The organism is Paenibacillus sp. Mc5Re-14 (assembly GCF_001049835.1).
Taxonomy (GTDB): domain Bacteria; phylum Bacillota; class Bacilli; order Paenibacillales; family Paenibacillaceae; genus Paenibacillus; species Paenibacillus polymyxa_C.
Genome location: NZ_CVPD01000001.1, coordinates 5441931 through 5461501 on the forward strand (window position 1 = coordinate 5441931; position 19571 = coordinate 5461501).

Sequence of the window (19571 nt, forward strand, 5' to 3'; positions counted from 1 at the left end):
CTCTCCTTTCAGTTTGCACCCAAAATCCGGAGTAGTTGCTCTTCCGTCAGTTCTCCCTGCACAATTCGATCAACAAGCTGCCAGTAGTCATTTTCGCCCTGCTTATCGTTTTCCGGTCCTGTCACATCGGTGGAATGTCCGGCACTGTCCACATCCAAATTTACGGTAGAAACGCGCATTTCTTCGTACGCCGCCTCCGCCGGCTGCTTCACATTTACCAGGTAAAGCGTCAGACTGTACAACGAAGGATGCTCATAGAATACTTCTGGCGAGAGATCCAACCCGTATTGTTCATTTAGAAGCTCGGCAAACCGGTGAAACAACGCGTAATCAAATCCGTATTCGCTCCATTCACCCTGGGGATCAATAGAATCACCCTTAACCGCAAGCAGCGCCGATGCTGTTTCAAGCAACACAGCCAGCACCTCCCGGATCGCACGATCTAAACCTTTGCCGGCGCTGTCGCCGAATGCCGGCGAATCCAGCAATTGAGGCCGCGACACCACCCAGAGTTGCTTCAACCGGATCATGTCGCCCTCCATGACCAAGGCTTGCGATTGGCCTGCTGCCCAACATTGCCCCAAAGCCCACATCCCCGTTGCCGTCTCTAGCGGCAGCATCCCAAGACGCTGCAGCATAAGCTGCTCTGTAGGCATATCCACCTGCATACCGCCGTCCCTCCACAGCGGCCAATTGATGCTCAAGGTACGGCCATGCCGTTGTCCCAGCGTTGTCAGTTCGTTTCTGTAGGCTGCATAAGCGTCCATGAACCCATTAGCTGCTGCATAGTCGGCTTGACCGGCATTTCCAAACGCTCCCGCCAACGAAGAGAATAGCAGAACGAAATCCAATGGTATGCTTTTACTTGCCTGATCAAGATTCACCAGACCGCGCACCTTCGATGCCAACACAGCATGCAGTTCATCTTCCGTTTTCTTTATTATGAAATTGTCGCGGTGTATACCGGCACTGTGAATGATGCCATGAAGAGCGCCGTGGCGGATGTGAATATCATGAATCATTGCGGCAGTCGCTTCACGGTCGGCTACATCGATAGAAATATACTCAACGCGGGTATCCTCATTTAAGGACAGCCTCAGCTTGTCCAGATCCCCCTGTGCTATCGCAGAACGGCCGGTAAGGATCAGCGTCGTCCCCCTCCAGGTACGGGATATTTCGTGGGCCATAATCCTCCCGAGGCCGCCCGCGCCGCCTGTAATTAAATAGATTCCGTTATCTTTGCAGGGCAACGCAGGACATTCTTCCCTGCGCTGCACCAGCATATGCCATTCCAGCATCCGGCATTTATCGGCATCATAACGGATATGCTTCATATTTGGCCGAGTCGCGCTTTCCTGCAATTTGCGGAGTAATTCTGCAGCGCTATCGTCAGATGCGGTTTCGATGAGCTGTCCAACCAGCTGGGGATTTTCCGAAACGGCTGTTTGCAGCATTCCCGTTAATCCTGCCAATAGGCGCTGTTCTCCGCAATTTGGTATCGCTAGTTGAATCAGCACTTTGCCGCACGGCTTATCTTGAATAATGCTTTGGAGCTTTCGGAATGTCTGGGTAGCCGCTTCGCTGAAGCATTCATCGGCTCCGTTCGGTTCCCGGTTGAAGCCCAAATTCAGCACCTCGGTGGATAGCAGTGTATCAGCGCAATCTTCTAGGCAATGCTTAAAATCTTCGTATATAGCCTCGTTCTCCATTCCAAGTAGTACCACATGCTTGATGAAAGGCGGAACAGCTCCAACCGGCTCTTCTGGGCATTCACTCCAACTGGGCGCCAGCAGAAGTGCTCCCACTGAGTGAACAGCGTCTGTCGTCTGCGGAGAGAGCGGATCACCGTCGCATTCGCGCTTCCTAAGGCCCAGCTTATCCGAGGCAGGAAGCGTTTTGGGTGTCTCCATTCCGATCAAGCGCTCCACGGCCCGTACCATCAATCCGGACAACCGGACACAGACCCGACCACCTTCCTCGCACAGGTCGATATCCAGCTTCCCGGTGCCGCCTTCCCCTTTCCGGCGCCGGATCCACGCCCACATCCGTTTGCTCAGCTCCCCGTGCACCTCCAGACTCTCCAGCGCAAAGGGCAACATTACCCGCTGATCTTCCTCGCCCAGCGCCAATCCCATACAGCTCTGCAACGCTCCGTCCAGCAGCCCCGGGTACAGCACATACTCCCCCCAGCTACTTTCCGCCGCCTCCGGCAGCTTCAGCTCCGCCAGCCCTTCGTCCACTCCTGTCCACACCGCTACGACCGACCGCATGCTCGCTCCGTAGGAAAGACCCAGCTCCTCCAGCGCCGCATAGCACGCCTCTTTGCTCACCTTCCGACCGCAGCGTCCGCGTATCGCTTCCAGTTTCACCTGCTCCCGCTCCGGCAGCTCCGCCAGCTCTGCCACCCCTTCACTATACACGGCTTCTTCGCCCCGGATCCGCCGCTGCCGATGACATACCTCATCGCTCCCTCCGCCTCCAGCGTCAGGGCGATCCGCACCGTCTCTGCCGCGTCTTCCACCGTCAGGCCCCGCAGCCACGTCACATTTCGCAGCCGGACCCCGGTCCTCCCGTCCATATACGACTTGGCCGCATCCGTCGCCGCCACTCGTGCCATCTCTAGTTGCGCCACACCCGGCAGCATCTTCTTCCCGTTCACCCGGTGGTCCTTCAGTACCAGCTCTTCCCCCGTCAGCACCGCCGCATAGCTTTGGCCTGCGAAGTCCGACGTGTTCCACTGCACCAACGGATGCAACGCTGCAAGCCCCGATCCGGTCTGCGCTGCATCCCCGATCTCCGGCACCCAGCACCGCTCCTGCGCAAACGGGTATGTCGGCAGGCTCATCCGCTGCGGCCGCTTGTCCCCGTACAGCTTCCGCCAGTCGACCGCCCAGCCCTTCACCCACAGCTCCAGCACCTTCGCCACTTTCCCTTTCCGCATCCACGCTTCCACCGCTTGCTCCATATCCTCGTCCGCCCGGAACAGTGCCAGCGCTTCCTTATACCGTTTGACCTGGCCGCAGTACAAACCCTCGGTCTCCCCGCCGCCATTCACGAAGTGCTCCAGCTTCTCTGCAGCTTCCCTGACCGTACTTGCCATCAGTGCCAGCCGTTCTTCCAGCGCCTCTCGGCCCACCTGCAGCGTATACGCCGCAGCCGCCAGTTGCCCGTCCGTCACCTGGCCTGCCTGGATGTGACTAAGCAAGCGTTTCGCCTGTTCCCGCAGCCGCTCTCCATTTTTGGCCGACAGCACGATCAGCGCGGTTTCTCCCACCGTTGCCGCTTCATCCGCCGCGTTGTCCCCCGGACTCCGGTATTCCTCCACGATGACATGCGCGTTTGATCCGCCCGCCCCGAATGACGACAGCCCGGCGATCCGCGGATACTCCCGCGTCTGCCCGTTCAGCGTCACGCTCGGACGCATCCACGCTTCCAGCTCCCGCTGCACCCGAAACGGCGTCATCCCGAAGTCGATATGCGGGTTCAGCACCTCCGCATGCAGCGATGGCGCCAGCTCCCCATGCCGCATCTGCAGCAGCACTTTGGTCAAGCCCGCGATCCCCGCCGCGCTTTCCAGATGTCCGATATTCGACTTCGCCGACCCGATTGCGCAGTACTGCTTTTCCTCCGTCTGCACCTGGAACGCCCGTTGCAGGCCTGCAATCTCGATTGGGTCTCCCAGCGAAGTTCCCGTGCCGTGCGCCTCGATATAGCTCACCGTCCGCGGATGCACTCCCGCTTCCTCCAGCGCACGCGTGATTACCTCCGCCTGCGCCTTCGGGTTTGGCACGGTATAGCCGTTCGTCTTCCCACCGTGGTTCACCGCCGTTCCCTTGATGATGCCGTAGATCTGATCCCCGTCCGCCACCGCCTGGGCCAGCGGCTTCAGCAGCACCGCACCTACGCCTTCCCCCGGCACATAGCCGTCTCCGCCTTCTCCGAAGCTTTCGCACCGCCCCTTGCTGGAGGCAAACTTGCCCTGGGCCAGCATCAGGTATTTATTCGGGTGCACCGAGACGTTCACCCCGCCGGCAATCGCCAGCTTGCACGTCCCCTGCTGCAGGCTTTGGCAGGCCAAATGGAGAGCCGTCAGCGACGAGGAGCACATCGTATCCACCGCCATGCTCGGCCCGTGGAAGTTGAAGTAGTACGACACCCGGTTCGCCACCGACGATGGGTTCCCTGACAGCGCCAGCGGATGCCCCTGCAACGTCCGCTCCGCGCCGTACAGCTGGTATTCTTCGTACATCACACCCACGTACACGCCTACGTTTCCTCCGCTCTCCCCTCCTGCTTCCGCCAGTGTCTCCCGCGTATACCCCGCATCTTCCAGCGTCTCGTACACGCATTGCAGGAACAGCCGTTCCTGGGGATCCATAATTTCCGCCTCCCGCGGTGAAATCTGGAAGAACAGCGGGTCGAATCGGTCCACCCCTTCGATGAAGCCACCCCACTTGCTATAGGTTGTACCTTGCCGATCCTTCTCCGGGTGGTAATACCGACGGTAATCCCAGCGCTCCGCCGGAATTTCTGTTACACAATCGGTGCCTTCGCGCAGCCGCTTCCAATACTCGTCCACATTCCGTGCGCCCGGATAGCGGCCTGACAGGCCGATGACGGCGATCTCCGGCGCCCCCGCCGGCTCTGCTTGCGAACCAGGGATGGATGCGAAGCGTCGGCCACCTTTGCGTCGGCTGACGGTTTCCCGCCGACTCACAGCGTCCTCTGTCAGCCGCGGCGCCGGTGCAGCTATCTGTCCTGACGCTGCGGCGAACAATTCTGCCAACCGGCCGCCGTAGGTGTCCATAAAGTAGCCGCACAATTCGCGCAGCGTCTGGTATTCGAAAAACAGGGTCTTCGACAGCGGGCCGAAATCCTGCTCCAGCCGCGACGTCAGCTGCATGACCATGATTGAATCGATGCCGTACTTTTCCAGTGGTGCCTTCTCTTCGATCCGTCCTGCCGGCAGCTTCGTGATGTCCGACAGCAGCTTTTTGAAATACTGGACCGTTTTTTCCTGCAGGCGTTCTGTCGGATCTGCAGTTCTTGTGCCCTCCGGAGCGATCAGATTAATCAAGGATCCGGCGGCCGTAGCAACCTCGCCGGACGCCCCTTCATGCTTATATGCTCGGACTGTAAAGCCGCTCATCCGCACGCAGACCGTCCCATCCTCGGCGCACAGGTCGATGTCCAGCTTCTGTAGCCTGGCTTCCGTCGCACTTCCTTCCTGCGGACGCACCCAGACCCAGCCCCGCGCAGGCGCTGCCGACATCACCTCCAGCCGCTCCAGCGCGAACGGCAGCTGCGTCTCGCTTCCGCCTGTCTCTTCCATCAAACCCGCACAGGCTTGTAATGCCGCATCCACTATACCTGGATGCAGCACATAGCTCTCTCCTGTGCCTTCCGGCAGCACCAGCTTGCCCAGCGCGCCCCGCGGACCGATCTCCAGCCACTCCAGACCCCGATGACTTGGTCCGTATGCGATCCCTCTCTCCAAGAACTGCCCGTAGCATTCCGCGCCGCTCACACTGTGCCGGCTCTCCTCCCGCAGCCCCTCCACCTCCAGCTTCGGTAGGTTTGCCGCCGCCTCGCGGGTATACAGCTCCACGCTTCCCTGGCAGTGTACTTTCCCTTCCCCTACTGCCTCTCCGCTGTACACCTCAAAACCAATCCGGTTATGCGCCTCCGGCGTCAGTGCAATGTGCAGTTCCTGCTCCGTTCCTTCTTCCACCGTGAACGGCTTCAGCCATACCACCCCGTGCAGCCGAACGCCCTGCTCCGTCTCACTCCCCGCCGTCCCAGCAGCCAGCAGCGTCGCTTGCAGCGCCATCTCCAGATAGGCTGCCCCCGGCAGCATTTTCCGCCCCTGTACCACATGGTCTTTCAAGAAGAATTCTTCACCACTCCACCGTGAACTGTACCGCTGCTCCGTCAAATCCGACGTATTCCGCTGTACCAACGGATGCAGCGCGGGCGTATGTCTCGCGTCGGCCTCCGACGCACTTTCCGCACGCCGGCTCATCCAATACCGCTCCCGCGCAAACGGGTATCCAGGTAGACTGATCCGCCGCGGTGTGGCTTCCCCGTACAGCTTGCTCCAGTCTACCTCTCCCCCGCGCACCCACCATTCCAGGAGTTTGCCGTATCTGCCAAGCCGAATCCATTGCTCCGCCGTGTCGCGCAGTTCAGAATCGGCAAATACGGCCAACGCTTCCTTGTTTCGGCTGACTTGTCCACGGTGCAGATGCCCGTTTTGTTGTTCCCCTTGCACAAAAGCCTGCAAGGCATTCTCCAATTGTTCGACAGATGAGACGATCATTCCCAGCCGCTCATCCATCGCTTCGCGCCCTGTCTGTAGCGTATAGGCCACATCGGCCAATTCATCATCTTGCCAGTTCTGCTCCCGCAGTGTCCGGAGCAGTTGTGAGGCCTGTATGACAAGGCGGTCCTCTTGTCTTGCCGATAGCACAATAAGAGCCGGCTGCAAAGGCGAAGACCGCATACGATTTAGCTTCTCATCCAGGAGCGGGGGTTCTGCAATTATCAAATGCGCGTTGGCCCCTCCGGCGCCGAACGAAGAAACGCCCGCAATACGCGGGATTTCCGTCAGTTTTCCGTTGATGTGAAGCATAGGGCGCTTCCACTCCGCCGTCGCATGTTGGAGATAGAACGGTGTCTGCTCAAAAGAAATTTCCGGATTAGCTGTACCGGAGTGAAGGGTAGGCGCGATTACACCATATTTGAATTGCATCAGCACTTTCGTTAAGCCAGCGATACCAGCGGCACTCTCACAATGGCCAATGTTCGACTTAACGGAACCGACGGCGCAAAACTGTGTATCCTCGGTGTCTTCCTTGAATGCTCGCACCAGACCCGCAATCTCAATCGGATCACCCAACGCGGTTCCCGTGCCATGTGCCTCGATGTAACTGACTTCACGGGCATGAATGCCTGCTCGCCGTAAGGCGTCTGCAACTACTTCTGCTTGTGCATTTGGGTTAGGCACCGTATAGCCGTGAGTTTTGCCTCCAGCGTTGATCATGCTTCCTTTAATCACACCATAGATATGGTCACCATCACTGAGTGCCTTGGCCAAAGGCTTTAAAACAATAGCCCCAACACCCTCTCCGTCCACAAAACCGTCTGCTTCATCTCCAAACGCTTTGCACTTATCCCCGGAGGACAGCATCGTCAACGCACTGAGTTTCAAGTAATGTACCGGATCGACAATTAAGTTGACTCCGCCCACAATCGCACATTCACAGGAACCGCTGTGCAGGCTCTCCAGTGCAAGATGAATAGCAGTCAGTGAAGAGGAACAAGCCGTATCGATTGCTAGGCTTGGCCCCTGAAAGTTAAACAGATAGGACAGACGGTTGGCGATGGACCAATAACTGGACCCTGTCGGATAGTTTCCGTTCATAACGCCGACAAAAACACCGATTTTTCGGCTGTGCTCGAGGGTCAACGGCGTATATCCCGCATCCTCCACACTTGCATAGGCCACCTCAAGAAACAGCCTTTCCTGTGGGTCCATCCGTTCGGCTTCCGCAGGCGATATATGAAAAAAAAGCGAATCGAAGGCGTCGATATCCCGGATAAAGCCGCCCCATTTGGTGTACATGGCACCGGGCTTCCCTTTTTCCTCCGCATAATAAGCTTTCCAATCCCAACGTTCCGGGGGAATTTCCGAAATACTATATTTGCCGGCCAGTAAATTCGCCCAAAATTCATGCACATCATCAGCCCCGGGGTAGCGACCGGCCAATCCGATGACCGCCACATCTCGAGAGGTATCCGGCAGTGAGGATTGGCGCTGAACAAAAGGCGTATCCGACCTCTTCCAAAAGCGGTTGCCAGAGTGTTCCGAACGCATAGCAGGATCGGCATTGACCGTTTCTTCCCCCACTGTGCCGTTCGGCGAATCTGCTGTTCCAACATCATGCAGTTCCATGAAACACTCCCGCTGCGACTGCAGCAAATGATCTGCCAGTTTATCGATTGTCGGATACTCGAAAAACAATGTGCTGCTGATATTGCTGAACACCTTCCGCAATGCAGCAGCCAATTCAATGACCATAATCGAATCGATGCCAAACTTCTCGAACGGTTCGGCGGTGTCGATCTGCTGCGGCGATATTTTCAAAGCCTCACCAATCAGATCTTTTAAATATTGACGGCTTCTATCCTGCAGATGTTCAATAGTATGCTCTTCTTCACTGCCGTGCTGGACCAAACGCGGATCAGCGGCTTCGCTGCGGGACGGCAAATTGCTGTTATAATTCAGTGCATCCGAGGACACTGCCTCTGGTGAGACAGAAAGGCTCTTGCGCTTCATCCGCACTACACCGTCGCTTTCCGCCGCCAGCAGGACGGGGCTTGGCAAATAGCCGGCCATGCCGATATTTCGAAACCCTGCACCGGTCAGCAGGCTGCGGATACGGCCGGCGCTCTCTGTATTGAAGACTTCCGCGCCGCTTGCATTATCCATATCCGGTTCAAGACTCCCGCTATCCTCCCACAGCAGCACACCGTTTTTCTTCAGAACGATCTTCGCCTCGCGTGACATCTGCTGAACATGTTGCAGGTCGGTTATTTTGCCCCGGGCAATCACAAGATCATAGCCGCCCGGAGATAACTGCTGATCCATAAAAGGCATATGCCGCTCTAGACTGCGGAACCTCAGAAATGGGCAAACGGGCTCAAGTCCCGGTTCGATCCGCAGGAAATGGTCCTCCGACGAACCGGTGCAGCAAAACTCGGCAATCTGCGTATTGAAGGGGAGCAACTTTTGCAGCAGCAAGGAAAGTTCCGCTGTTGTCAGTTGACCGATCTGCAAAATATGAACACGGGACGAGTTATCCAGATCCAGACGGCGCTGCACATAGCTGGCAACCGCTTCGGCAAGCATCCCGGCCAGCCCGGAGCTGTGCGGCCCGTTGTCTGCCTTCTCCCCATCATCCGTGGGGACATCACCTGAAGCTATCAGGACATCAATGGACGGAGTTCCTTGTATCTGGAGCAAATATTGCGTCAACGCCTGCAAATTCGGATATTCATGAAAAACAGCCGGTGACAAATCCAGCACCAGCGATTCATTCAGCCGTCTGACCCATTCGCCCCAGACGACCGGATCGTATCCATATTCCTCCCAATTAAAATTCATATCGAGTTGCTCAGGCTTTACTTGGAGCAACTCAGACAGGGTTGATCGTAAAAGGTGTTGTATCTTCATTTCTATATCCGGCCCGGTCACCAATCTCTCCTCCTTGTTTTGTAATAGCCGCCTTAAGATCCGGCAGGTGTGGCACTGCCGATGGCACTTGGTCCGGATAAAAGGCAACCCATTCATCTGCACATAACTCCTTAAGAACCAGAGGCTTCGTCGTGTTAATCAGCGCCGCTTGCGAAGCTGATCCGGCCAGCAATATCTCAAGTGCTTCAAATGCTTCCATCGGTTCTATGGAGCCGATTCCCGTACGTGCCATCTTGTCCCTGTAACCCTGTGCCGACACGGCGCCGGTACTGCCCCAATACCCCCAGTTCATCACCTTAACTGGGCATGTCCACCACTTGCCGAGCTGGTGGGCGAAGGCGTCGGAAAAGGAACAGCCCGCCGCATAGTTGCTTTGGCCAGGGGCTTTTGTAAAGGACATGAATGATGAAAAGAATAAAACCATTTCCAGCGGCTCATCTCTGAATACCTGCGCCATCCGCACGCTGACATCAACCTTCGCCTGAAGCCCGGCGCTGAACCGTTCCTCATCCATCCGTTCCAGGCTCTGATCCAGCAACACGACAGCGGAGTGGAGCAACCCATGAATCGCCGGGTGAATCGACTTGATCTCCCTGTAGGCTTCGCGCAGCGCCGCCTCATTGGCTGCGTCGGCGCAGATGTAGCGCGGTGCCGGCCCCAAAGCGCCTAAGCGCCTGATCTGGGCTTCGATAACGGCATCGTTCGGCCGCCGCCCAATCCATACAATATGAGCCTGGTGGCTGCGAATCATATACTCGCTCCAGGCTTCCCCGATGCCGCCAGCGCCTCCAATGACCACATAGACACCCCCGGTTTTATACAGACGGTGCTCTGCAATCTCCTGCCGGACAGGCATAAGATGCTGTTCATACCATTGGCCTCCCCGATATGTCCGCAGATGTCCTTCTGCATCCGGGGGCAGGGCGAACAACTCATCGAACGGCCAGCCTTCTTCTGTTTCCAGATCGGCCAGCCTGATATTCCAGTGAGGATATTCTTTGGCCAACGAACCGACCAAGCCGTGCAAGCCGGCGTGGGTCGGATCAATCAGCTCATCAGACGTTATATGCTGCGTCTTCACAGTCAAGATGCAGAAGCCAAGCTTTCTGGCCCCATAGCCTGCGTGAAGCAAGGCTTTGATGAACCGGAACAACAGCAGGACGCCCGACTTCTGCCCAGCAATTACCGCCTCTGGCTTGAATGTGGTATCGCCATCCGAAGGAGCGATCCAGATGAAATGATCCACAACGCCGCAAGTGGCCAATTTTCCACCTATGATAGGCATGGAATCATCGGAAACAATCTCTATGCGGGATGCGCCGGGGCAACGTTCCCGGATTCCTGCCCATTGGCTTGTGGTTCCGCCTATGACCATTACCCGCTCGCCAGGCGCCGGAAAGTGGTCTCCCGGTTGGACCAGCGAAGGCTCCCACACAGGCGCCAGCATTATATTGCCGATCAGTTGCGGTTCTTTCGGCTCCTGAGCAAAATCAGGCTCCCGGTTCCCACTTCCGGCAGCAACGGCCCGTACCATCAATCCGGACAACCGGACACAGACCCGACCACCTTCCTCGCACAGGTCGATATCCAGCTTCCCGGTGCCGCCTTCCCCTTTCCGGCGCCGGATCCACGCCCACATCCGTTTGCTCAGCTCCCCGTGCACCTCCAGACTCTCCAGCGCAAAGGGCAACATTACCCGCTGATCTTCCTCGCCCAGCGCCAATCCCATACAGCTCTGCAACGCTCCGTCCAGCAGCCCCGGGTACAGCACATACTCCCCCCAGCTACTTTCCGCCGCCTCCGGCAGCTTCAGCTCCGCCAGCCCTTCGTCCACTCCTGTCCACACCGCTACGACCGACCGCATGCTCGCTCCGTAGCAAAGACCCAGCTCCTCCAGCGCTGCATAGCACGCCTCTTTGCTCACCTTCCGACCGCAACGTCCGCGTATCGCTTCCAGTTTTACCTGTTCCTGCTCCGGCAGCTCCTCTAGCTCTGCCATCCCTTCACTATACACAACCTCTTCGTCCCCGGATCCGCCGCTGCCGATGACATACCTCATCGCTCCCTCCGCCTCCAGCGTCAGGGCGATCCGCACCGTCTCTGCCGCGTCTTCCACCGTCAGGCCCCGCAGCCACGTCACATTTCGCAGCCGGACCCCGGTCCTCCCGTCCATATACGACTTGGCTGCATCCGTGGCCGCTACTCGTGCCATTTCCAGTTGCGCCACACCCGGCAGCATCTTCTTCCCGTTCACCCGGTGGTCCTTCAGTACCAGCTCTTCCCCCGTCAGCACCGCCGCATAGCTTTGGCCTGCGAAGTCCGACGTGTTCCACTGCACCAACGGATGCAGCGCTGCAAGCCCCGCTCCGGTCTGCGCTGCATCCCCGATCTCCGGCACCCAGCACCGCTCCTGCGCAAACGAGTATGTCGGCAGGCTCATCCGCTGCGGCCGCTTGTCCCCGTACAGCTTCCGCCAGTCGACCGCCCAGCCCTTCACCCACAGCTCCAGCACCTTCGCCACTTTCCCTTTCCGCATCCACGCTTCCACCGCTTGCTCCATATCCTCGTCCGCCCGGAACAGTGCCAGCGCTTCCTTATACCGTTTGACCTGGCCGCAGTACAAACCCTCGGTCTCCCCGCCGCCATTCACGAAGTGCTCCAGCTTCTCTGCAGCTTCCCTGACCGTACTTGCCATCAGTGCCAGCCGTTCTTCCAGCGCCTCTCGGCCCACCTGCAGCGTATACGCCGCAGCCGCCAGTTGCCCGTCCGTCACCTGGCCTGCCTGGATGTGACTAAGCAAGCGTTTCGCCTGTTCCCGCAGCCGCTCTCCATTTTTGGCCGACAGCACGATCAGCGCGGTTCCTCCCACCGTTGCCGCTTCATCCGCCGCGTTGTCCCCCGGACTCTGGTATTCCTCCACGATGACATGCGCGTTTGATCCGCCCGCCCCGAATGACGACAGCCCGGCGATCCGCGGATACTCCCGCGTCTGCCCGTTCAGCGTCACGCTCGGACGCATCCACGCTTCCAGCTCCCGCTGCACCCGAAACGGCGTCATCCCGAAGTCGATATGCGGGTTCAGCACCTCCGCATGCAGCGATGGCGCCAGCTCCCCATGCCGCATCTGCAGCAGCACTTTGGTCAAGCCCGCGATCCCCGCCGCGCTTTCCAGATGTCCGATATTCGACTTCGCCGACCCGATTGCGCAATACTGCTTTTCCTCCGTCTGCACCTGGAACGCCCGTTGCAGGCCTGCAATCTCGATTGGGTCTCCCAGCGAAGTTCCCGTGCCGTGCGCCTCGATATAGCTCACCGTCCGCGGATGCACTCCCGCTTCCTCCAGCGCACGCGTGATTACCTCCGCCTGCGCCTTCGGGTTTGGCACGGTATAGCCGTTCGTCTTCCCACCGTGGTTCACCGCCGTTCCCTTGATGATGCCGTAGATCTGATCCCCGTCCGCCACCGCCTGGGCCAGCGGCTTCAGCAGCACCGCGCCTACGCCTTCCCCCGGCACATAGCCGTCTCCGCCTTCTCCGAAGCTTTCGCACCGCCCCTTGCTGGAGGCAAACTTGCCCTGGGCCAGCATCAGGTATTTATTCGGGTGCACCGAGACGTTTACCCCGCCGGCAATCGCCAGCTTGCACGTCCCCTGCTGCAGGCTTTGGCAGGCCAAATGGAGAGCCGTCAGCGACGAGGAGCACATCGTATCCACCGCCATGCTCGGCCCGTGGAAGTTGAAGTAGTACGACACCCGGTTCGCCACCGACGATGGGTTCCCTGACAGCGCCAGCGGATGCCCCTGCAACGTCCGCTCCGCACCGTACAGCTGGTATTCTTCGTACATCACACCCACGTACACGCCTACGTTTCCTCCGCTGTCCCCTCCTGCTTCCGCCAGCGTCTCCCGCGTATACCCCGCATCTTCCAGCGTCTCGTACACGCATTGCAGAAACAGCCGTTCCTGGGGATCCATAATTTCCGCCTCCCGCGGTGAAATCTGGAAGAACAGCGGGTCGAATCGGTCCACCCCTTCGATGAAGCCACCCCACTTGCTATAGGTTGTACCTTGCCGATCCTTCTCTGGGTGATAGTACCGACGGTAATCCCAACGCTCCGCCGGAATTTCTGTTACACAATCGGCGCCTTCGCGCAGCCGCTTCCAATACTCGTCCACATTCCGTGCGCCCGGATAGCGGCCTGACAGGCCGATGACGGCGATCTCTGGCGCCTCCGCCGGCTCTGCTTGCAAAGCAGGGATGGATGCGAGGCGGCGGCCACCTTTGCGTCGGCTGGCGGTTTCCCGCCGACTCACAGCGTCCTCTGTCAGCCGCGGCGACGGTGCAGCTATCTGCCCTGACGCCGCGGCGAACAATTCTGCTAACCGGCCGCCGTAGGTGTCCATAAAGTAGCCGCACAATTCGCGCAGCGTCTGGTATTCGAAAAACAGGGTCTTCGACAGCGGGCCGAAATCCTGCTCCAGCCGCGACGTCAGCTGCATGACCATGATTGAATCGATGCCGTACTTTTCCAGTGGTGCCTTCTCTTCGATCCGTCCTGCCGGCAGCTTCGTGATGTCCGACAGCAGCTTTTTGAAATACTGGACCGTTTTTTCCTGCAGACGTTCTGCCTGATTAACCGCTGCTGTGGTTTCCGCCGTTTCTGTAGTTGCCACCGTTTCCGTGCTCTCCGCAGTACCTACGGCGGGTTTCAGCCATCTTAATAATCGGCTGCGTTCGCCCGCCAACACCATAGCCTGCCCATGCCCGGCTGCCAAAGCCGCATACAACGCCCGGATTCCGCTTGCCGTCTCCAGCGGAGCTATTCCCGCCTGCTTATGCATGCGTTCCTGCATGTGTTCATCTGCGCGCATACCGCCGTTTTGCCACAGCGGCCAGTTGACGGCGAGCGTATGCCCTTGTCTCATTCCCAAGCGAACCTTTTCATTGCGCCAAGCGGCGAATCCGTCCATGAAAGCGTTGGCCGCCGCATAGTCCGCTTGTCCAGGATTGCCGAACACACTGGCCAGCGATGAACAGAGTACGAAGAAATCAAGCGGAATATCCTTTGCAGCTTCATCCAGGTGAATCAGGGCATCCACCTTGGGCGCAAGCACGGCGTGAAGTTCATCCGCATTTTTATGTAATATGAAACGATCCCGCAGCACCCCTGCACAATGGATCAAGCCGTCAATGCGCCCATACTCGGTCTTTATGCCGCCAATCAGCCGCTGGACCTCTTCTTTCTTCGTGATATCCGCAATACGGTAGGAGACTTGCGCTCCACTGCGCTGCAGATCATGCATCCACTGCCGCCGGCGGTCGTCCGGCTCACGTCGGCCTACGAGAAGAACAGTTGCTTGAGGAGCATGGCGGATAATATTCTCGGCAAATAGTGCCGCAAGTCCACCGCCTCCACCTGTAATCAGGTATACCCCGCCCTCCTTCCATGGAGCGGCAAGATCCGTTTCAAGGAGCGGTATTTCCTGCCATTCAGGCATCCAGCGTTTATCGTTCGTATACCGGACATTCGCTTCTTCGGGATGGAGGCAACTTTCCTGAATCGCGGAGATGGCCCCAGAGGTCTCAATCAACTGCGCGACGATTGCCGGATTCTCCAATCCCGCTGTCCGGAGCAGGCCAATGAGTCCGGAGAACAGTCCGTCTTCTCCTTTTTGTCCTGAAGGGATCAGCAGTTGCAGCAGGACTTTATCCCGATGCTTACTGAGCATAATGTCTTTGACTAGCTGTAACAATTGTGCCGCATAGTCACGATAACGCCCATACACTTCCTTCTCGTCCGAACACAGAAGCAGAGTGCGCTTGCTTGCCGGCAGACTGTCAGATTCGCTGTCCAGCCACGCGTGTACCGCCGCATGGACCGATTCTTCCATTTCACATAGGATAATCCACTGCTCGGCAAATCCGGCTAGTGAATGACGAAGTCCGGAACCGGTGTCCAACAGTAGGTGCTTTTGCCGGCCTATGCTTGTCCCCGCAGAGCACTCACGCCATTGTGGTACAAACATCAGCACTTCAGACCCCGCTGATCTGCAATCCGTTCCGGCCGGAGCAACCTCGTCAGACGCCCCTTCACGCTTATATGCCCGGACTGTAAAGCCGCTCATCCGCACGCAGACCATCCCGTCCTCGGCGCACAGGTCGATGTCCAGCTTCTGTAGCCTGCCTTCCGTCGCACTTCCTTCCTGCGGACGCACCCAGATCCAGCCCCGCGCGGGCGCCGCCGACATCACCTCCAGCCGCTCCAGCGCGAACGGCAGCTGCGTCTCGCTTCCGCCTGTCTCTTCCATCAAACCCGCACAGGCTTGTAAAGCCGCATCCACTATACCTGGATTCAACACATAGCCCTCTCCTGTGCCTTCCGGCAGCGCCAGCTTGCCCAGCGCGCCCCGCGGACCGATCTCCAGCCGCTCCAGCCCCCGATGACTTGGTCCGTACGCGATCCCTCTCTCCAGGAACTGCCCGTAGCATTCCGCGCCGCTCACAATGTGCCGGCTCTCCTCCCGCAGCACCTCCACCTCCAGCTTCGGTAGGTTTGCCGCCGCCTCGCGGGTGTACAGCTCCACGCTTCCCTGGCTGTGTACTTCCCCTTCGCCTACTGCCTCTCCGCTGTACACCTCAAAGCCAATTCGGTTCTGCGCCTCCGGCGTCAGTGCGATGTGCAGTTCCTGCTCCGTTCCTTCTTCCACCGTGAACGGCTTCAGCCATACCACCCCGTGTAGCCGCACGCCCTGCTCCGCCTCATGCCCCGCCGTCCCGGCAGCCAGCAGCGTCGCTTGCAGCGCCATCTCCAGATAGGCTGCCCCCGGCAGCATTTTCCGCCCCTGTACCACATGATCCTTCAAGAAGAGTTCTTCGCCGCTCCACCGTGAACTGTACCGCTGTTCCGTCAAATCCGACGTATTCCGCTGTACCAACGGATGCAGCACGGACGTATGTCTCGCCTCGGCCTCCGACGCACTTCCCGCACGCCGGCTCATCCAATACCGCTCCCGCGCAAACGGGTATCCCGGTAGGCTGATCCGCCGCGGTGTGGCTTCCCCGTACAACTTGCTCCAGTCTACCTCTCCCTCGCGCACCCATTGCTCGCCGATGCTGTCCAGCCCTCCGACAGGGGGCGAAATCTTCCCGAAGGTGGCGGCTGTCGGCTCGCCAGAGCCCTTGACATAACCCATTAAATTCCCGGGGGACATGCCGCTGCGCAGATAAGCATCAAGCGCTTGTAGACACTCCTGCCGGGAAGCCGCCATAAACGCCAGCCGGTGGTCCATAGTCTCGCGGCCAACCTGCAGCGTATAGGCAACATCCCGAAGCTCCGCTTCCGGATGACATTCCAGCCAATATTTCAACGCAGCGGCATACTCGCCCAACTGCTCGGCGCTTTGGGCGGACAGCACAAAGTGCAGCGTACGATGATCTTCCGGCGCCGCTTTCAGCTGTGAGGATTCCCGCATTTCCGCATATTCTTCCAGCACGATATGAGCATTGGTCCCGCTGAACCCGAATGCGCTGACCGCAGCCCGCCGGCTCCGGCCGGCTTCGCTCCTCCACGGTTGCAGCTGGGTGTTTATGTAGAACGGGCTGTCTTGCAAGTCGATATGCTCGTTCAAAGACTCGAAATGCAAAGTCGGCGGCAGCATCAGGTGCTTCAGGGCAAGCAGTGTTTTGATCACGCCAGCCACACCCGACGCTGCCAGCAAATGACCGATATTGCTTTTTACCGAGCCCAGTGCACAATAATTCTTCCCGGTTGTAAAGGAGCGGAAGGCTGCCGTCAACGCTTCGACCTCAATGGGGTCGCCGAGCCGGGTACCCGTTCCATGAGCTTCCACCAAAGAAATTGTCGCCGGATCGATCTGAAACCGCCGATACACCTCCTGCTCCAGCACGGTTTGCGAATTGACGCTAGGAGCGGTGATTCCGTTGGTTTTGCCGTCCTGATTGACGCCCCAGCCCCGGATGACGCCATAGATATGATCGCCGTCCCTTTCGGCATCCTGCAAGCGTTTAAGCAGAATCACTCCAACACCTTCCCCGGGAACAAATCCGTCGGCACGGTTATCGAAGGTATAGCAGCGCCCGCTTGGCGAGAGCATACCAGCATTCCCCGTCATATGCTGCATGGAGGGCGTGGCCGCCACATACACTCCACCTGCAAGAGCCAAATCGCTAGTCCCCAGACTAAGACTTTCGCATGCTTCCGCGATCGCCACCAGCGAGGAGGAGCAGGCTGTTTCAATGGCAAGACACGGACCCTTCAGATTCAAATGATACGAAATGCGTGCGCTCAAAATGGAGAGTGCTCGCCCCATCAGCCCTTGCGCATTCCAGCCGCCGCTCCCCACCAGTTCTGCGTAATCGCTCGCCGCGCAACCGACGAATACGCCGCAGCGAGTTCCGGAGAGAGAAGAAGGGCGAAGGCCGGCATCCTCGATGCAGTGCCATGCCTGTTCCAGAAACAGCCGCTGTTGTGGATCCATGGCCTCGGCTTCTGCGGGAGAGATATGAAAAAACAGCGGATCAAAGCACTCGGCCTCTTCCAGAACCCCCATCCACCGGTAATCGGGTGGTTGGGTCGACTGTATTGCCGAAGTGGGATTCGCATCGATGTCCCAGCGTTCCAGTGGAATTCCCGATATGCAGTCGCGTCCGGCAGACACATTGTTCCAATATTCCTCGATGTTTTTTGACATGGGGAATCGCCCCGACATGCCGATAACGGCAATAGCCCGGTCTTCATGCGGAGCAGAGTTTACCGCGCCCGCTTGCCCGCTGGAGACGGTATTTACCGTTCGGGCAGCGGTGTAGGTGCAAGCGTGCGTCATCAGGATTTCCGCGATGCCGTCCACATGGCGGTTCTGCCAGTTTTCGTAATCCGTGCCCGCTACCCATTGATTAAAGGCTCCTATCGCAGGACCGCAGTACACCACAAAATTATCTTTTTCGGATAACTCCCCCCTCAGAGTGACGTCATTGCAATGCGCAAAATACCATTTAAAAATCAGCGCCATTTTCAACCGTGGGTTGTCCATTGCCTCTGCCAATTGAACCGGATTGCTGCGCTGCTTGTGTTCACAGACAAGCTCCCACACTTGTTCAAATGTTCGTTTGAAATAGTGCTGCTCTAGCTCCCGGCGCGTTGCAGGGGGGATGTCCTCTGTACACGTGTGCTGGGTAAACAACTGATACAGCTTGTTGGCCCGGGCTGCAAACTGCGTCTGTTTTTTGACCACTTGCACCTTGGCACCAATCTCGAACATATCGCCGGCAACCGTAATCGTCGTATCATGAACCGAAAGGGACTGCAGCAGTTCCTTCACAGCTTCATGCGCACCGCTTTCGACCGTACATTGATTGACCGAACCCGTGAAAATAAAATCGGCGCCGAGCATAAACGCCGCCGCAACGGCCTCGGGCGTTCCGATGCCCCCGCCGCATCCCACCATAATCTCTTCCTCATAGCTGTACTGGTTGTGCATCGCTTGTCTTAGGGAAAGCACAGCAGGCAGTAGGGAAAAAGCGGCACCTTGATCGGTATGCCCGCCGGAATCCGCTTCGATTGCTAAATCATCAGCTAGTGGAAGGTGTTGCGATAATGCAGCCTCTTCCTTATTGATCCGGCCCGTTGCAAGCAGTTCCAGCACCATTTCCATAGGTGGAGGCGACAAAAACATGCGGGCGATCTCCAGCCTCGAGCATTTAGCGATAATTCTCCGCCTTGGTGTCAAGCTTCCGTTGTGCCGGGACAACCCCTTGAGACGACAATATACCAGCGGCAAGGTGATCGCTGAATAAGCTGCAGCCTCGATTACCGGAACATTCAGCTTTAAGCACAGCTCCGCTTGCTCCCATTCCTCGTCAGGATCGTCGATATTAGCAATCAGACACATGCCGTAAGGCTTTTCCGGCCCCAGTTCTTTCTGAATGCGCCCAATCCGCGTCTCAAGCTCATTTCCGCGCAGGCCTGCACTGCCAAAAAAACTGAGCAACCTTGCCCGTCCCATGGCAATCACCAGCTGCTCCGATGAGATGCCGCGGTACATGGAGCCAGCGATATAATTCCATTTGCACTTGTACCGCTTCTGAAAAAGCGGATTGCCGAACCGTTCGGGAGAAACTCCCGACGGAAGCGGCGTCAGCAGCCTCTTTTCCGGTACAGGCACCTGACCACCGGAACCGCTCCGTGAAATCTCTGCATTGCTGCCGTCAGAACCAGACTGTGACAATAGCCGCTTGGCTTTCTGGGGGTTCATCGTTTTATCTTTCAAAGCCCGAAATATTTGCTCCACATTCAATGG

Annotated in this window: 3 protein-coding genes; all 3 read right to left on the reverse strand. The window is 58.0% G+C overall.

Going from position 1 to position 19571, the window contains the following annotated elements; all coding sequences use genetic code 11:
* Positions 1–8: 8 nt before the first annotated feature.
* From BN1546_RS24615 to BN1546_RS24625, 3 genes are read right to left on the reverse strand one after another with little or no spacing between them, the layout of a single operon-like run.
* A complete protein-coding gene (locus tag BN1546_RS24615; RefSeq protein ID WP_369690604.1) occupies positions 9–2420 on the reverse strand; it encodes a type I polyketide synthase in 2412 nt (803 codons plus the stop codon).
* The gene (locus tag BN1546_RS28110; protein ID WP_255305536.1) at positions 2366–9256 is read right to left on the reverse strand and encodes a beta-ketoacyl synthase N-terminal-like domain-containing protein; all 6891 of its coding nucleotides are present in this window, start codon (positions 9254–9256) and stop codon (positions 2366–2368) included. The genes BN1546_RS24615 and BN1546_RS28110 overlap by 55 nt, the downstream gene beginning before the upstream one ends.
* Positions 9198–19562 (reverse strand): PfaD family polyunsaturated fatty acid/polyketide biosynthesis protein, encoded by a 10365-nt coding sequence (locus tag BN1546_RS24625; protein ID WP_255305594.1) that lies wholly within the window; start codon positions 19560–19562, stop codon positions 9198–9200. Before BN1546_RS24625 ends, BN1546_RS28110 begins: the two co-directional genes overlap by 59 nt.
* Positions 19563–19571 lie beyond the last annotated feature (9 nt).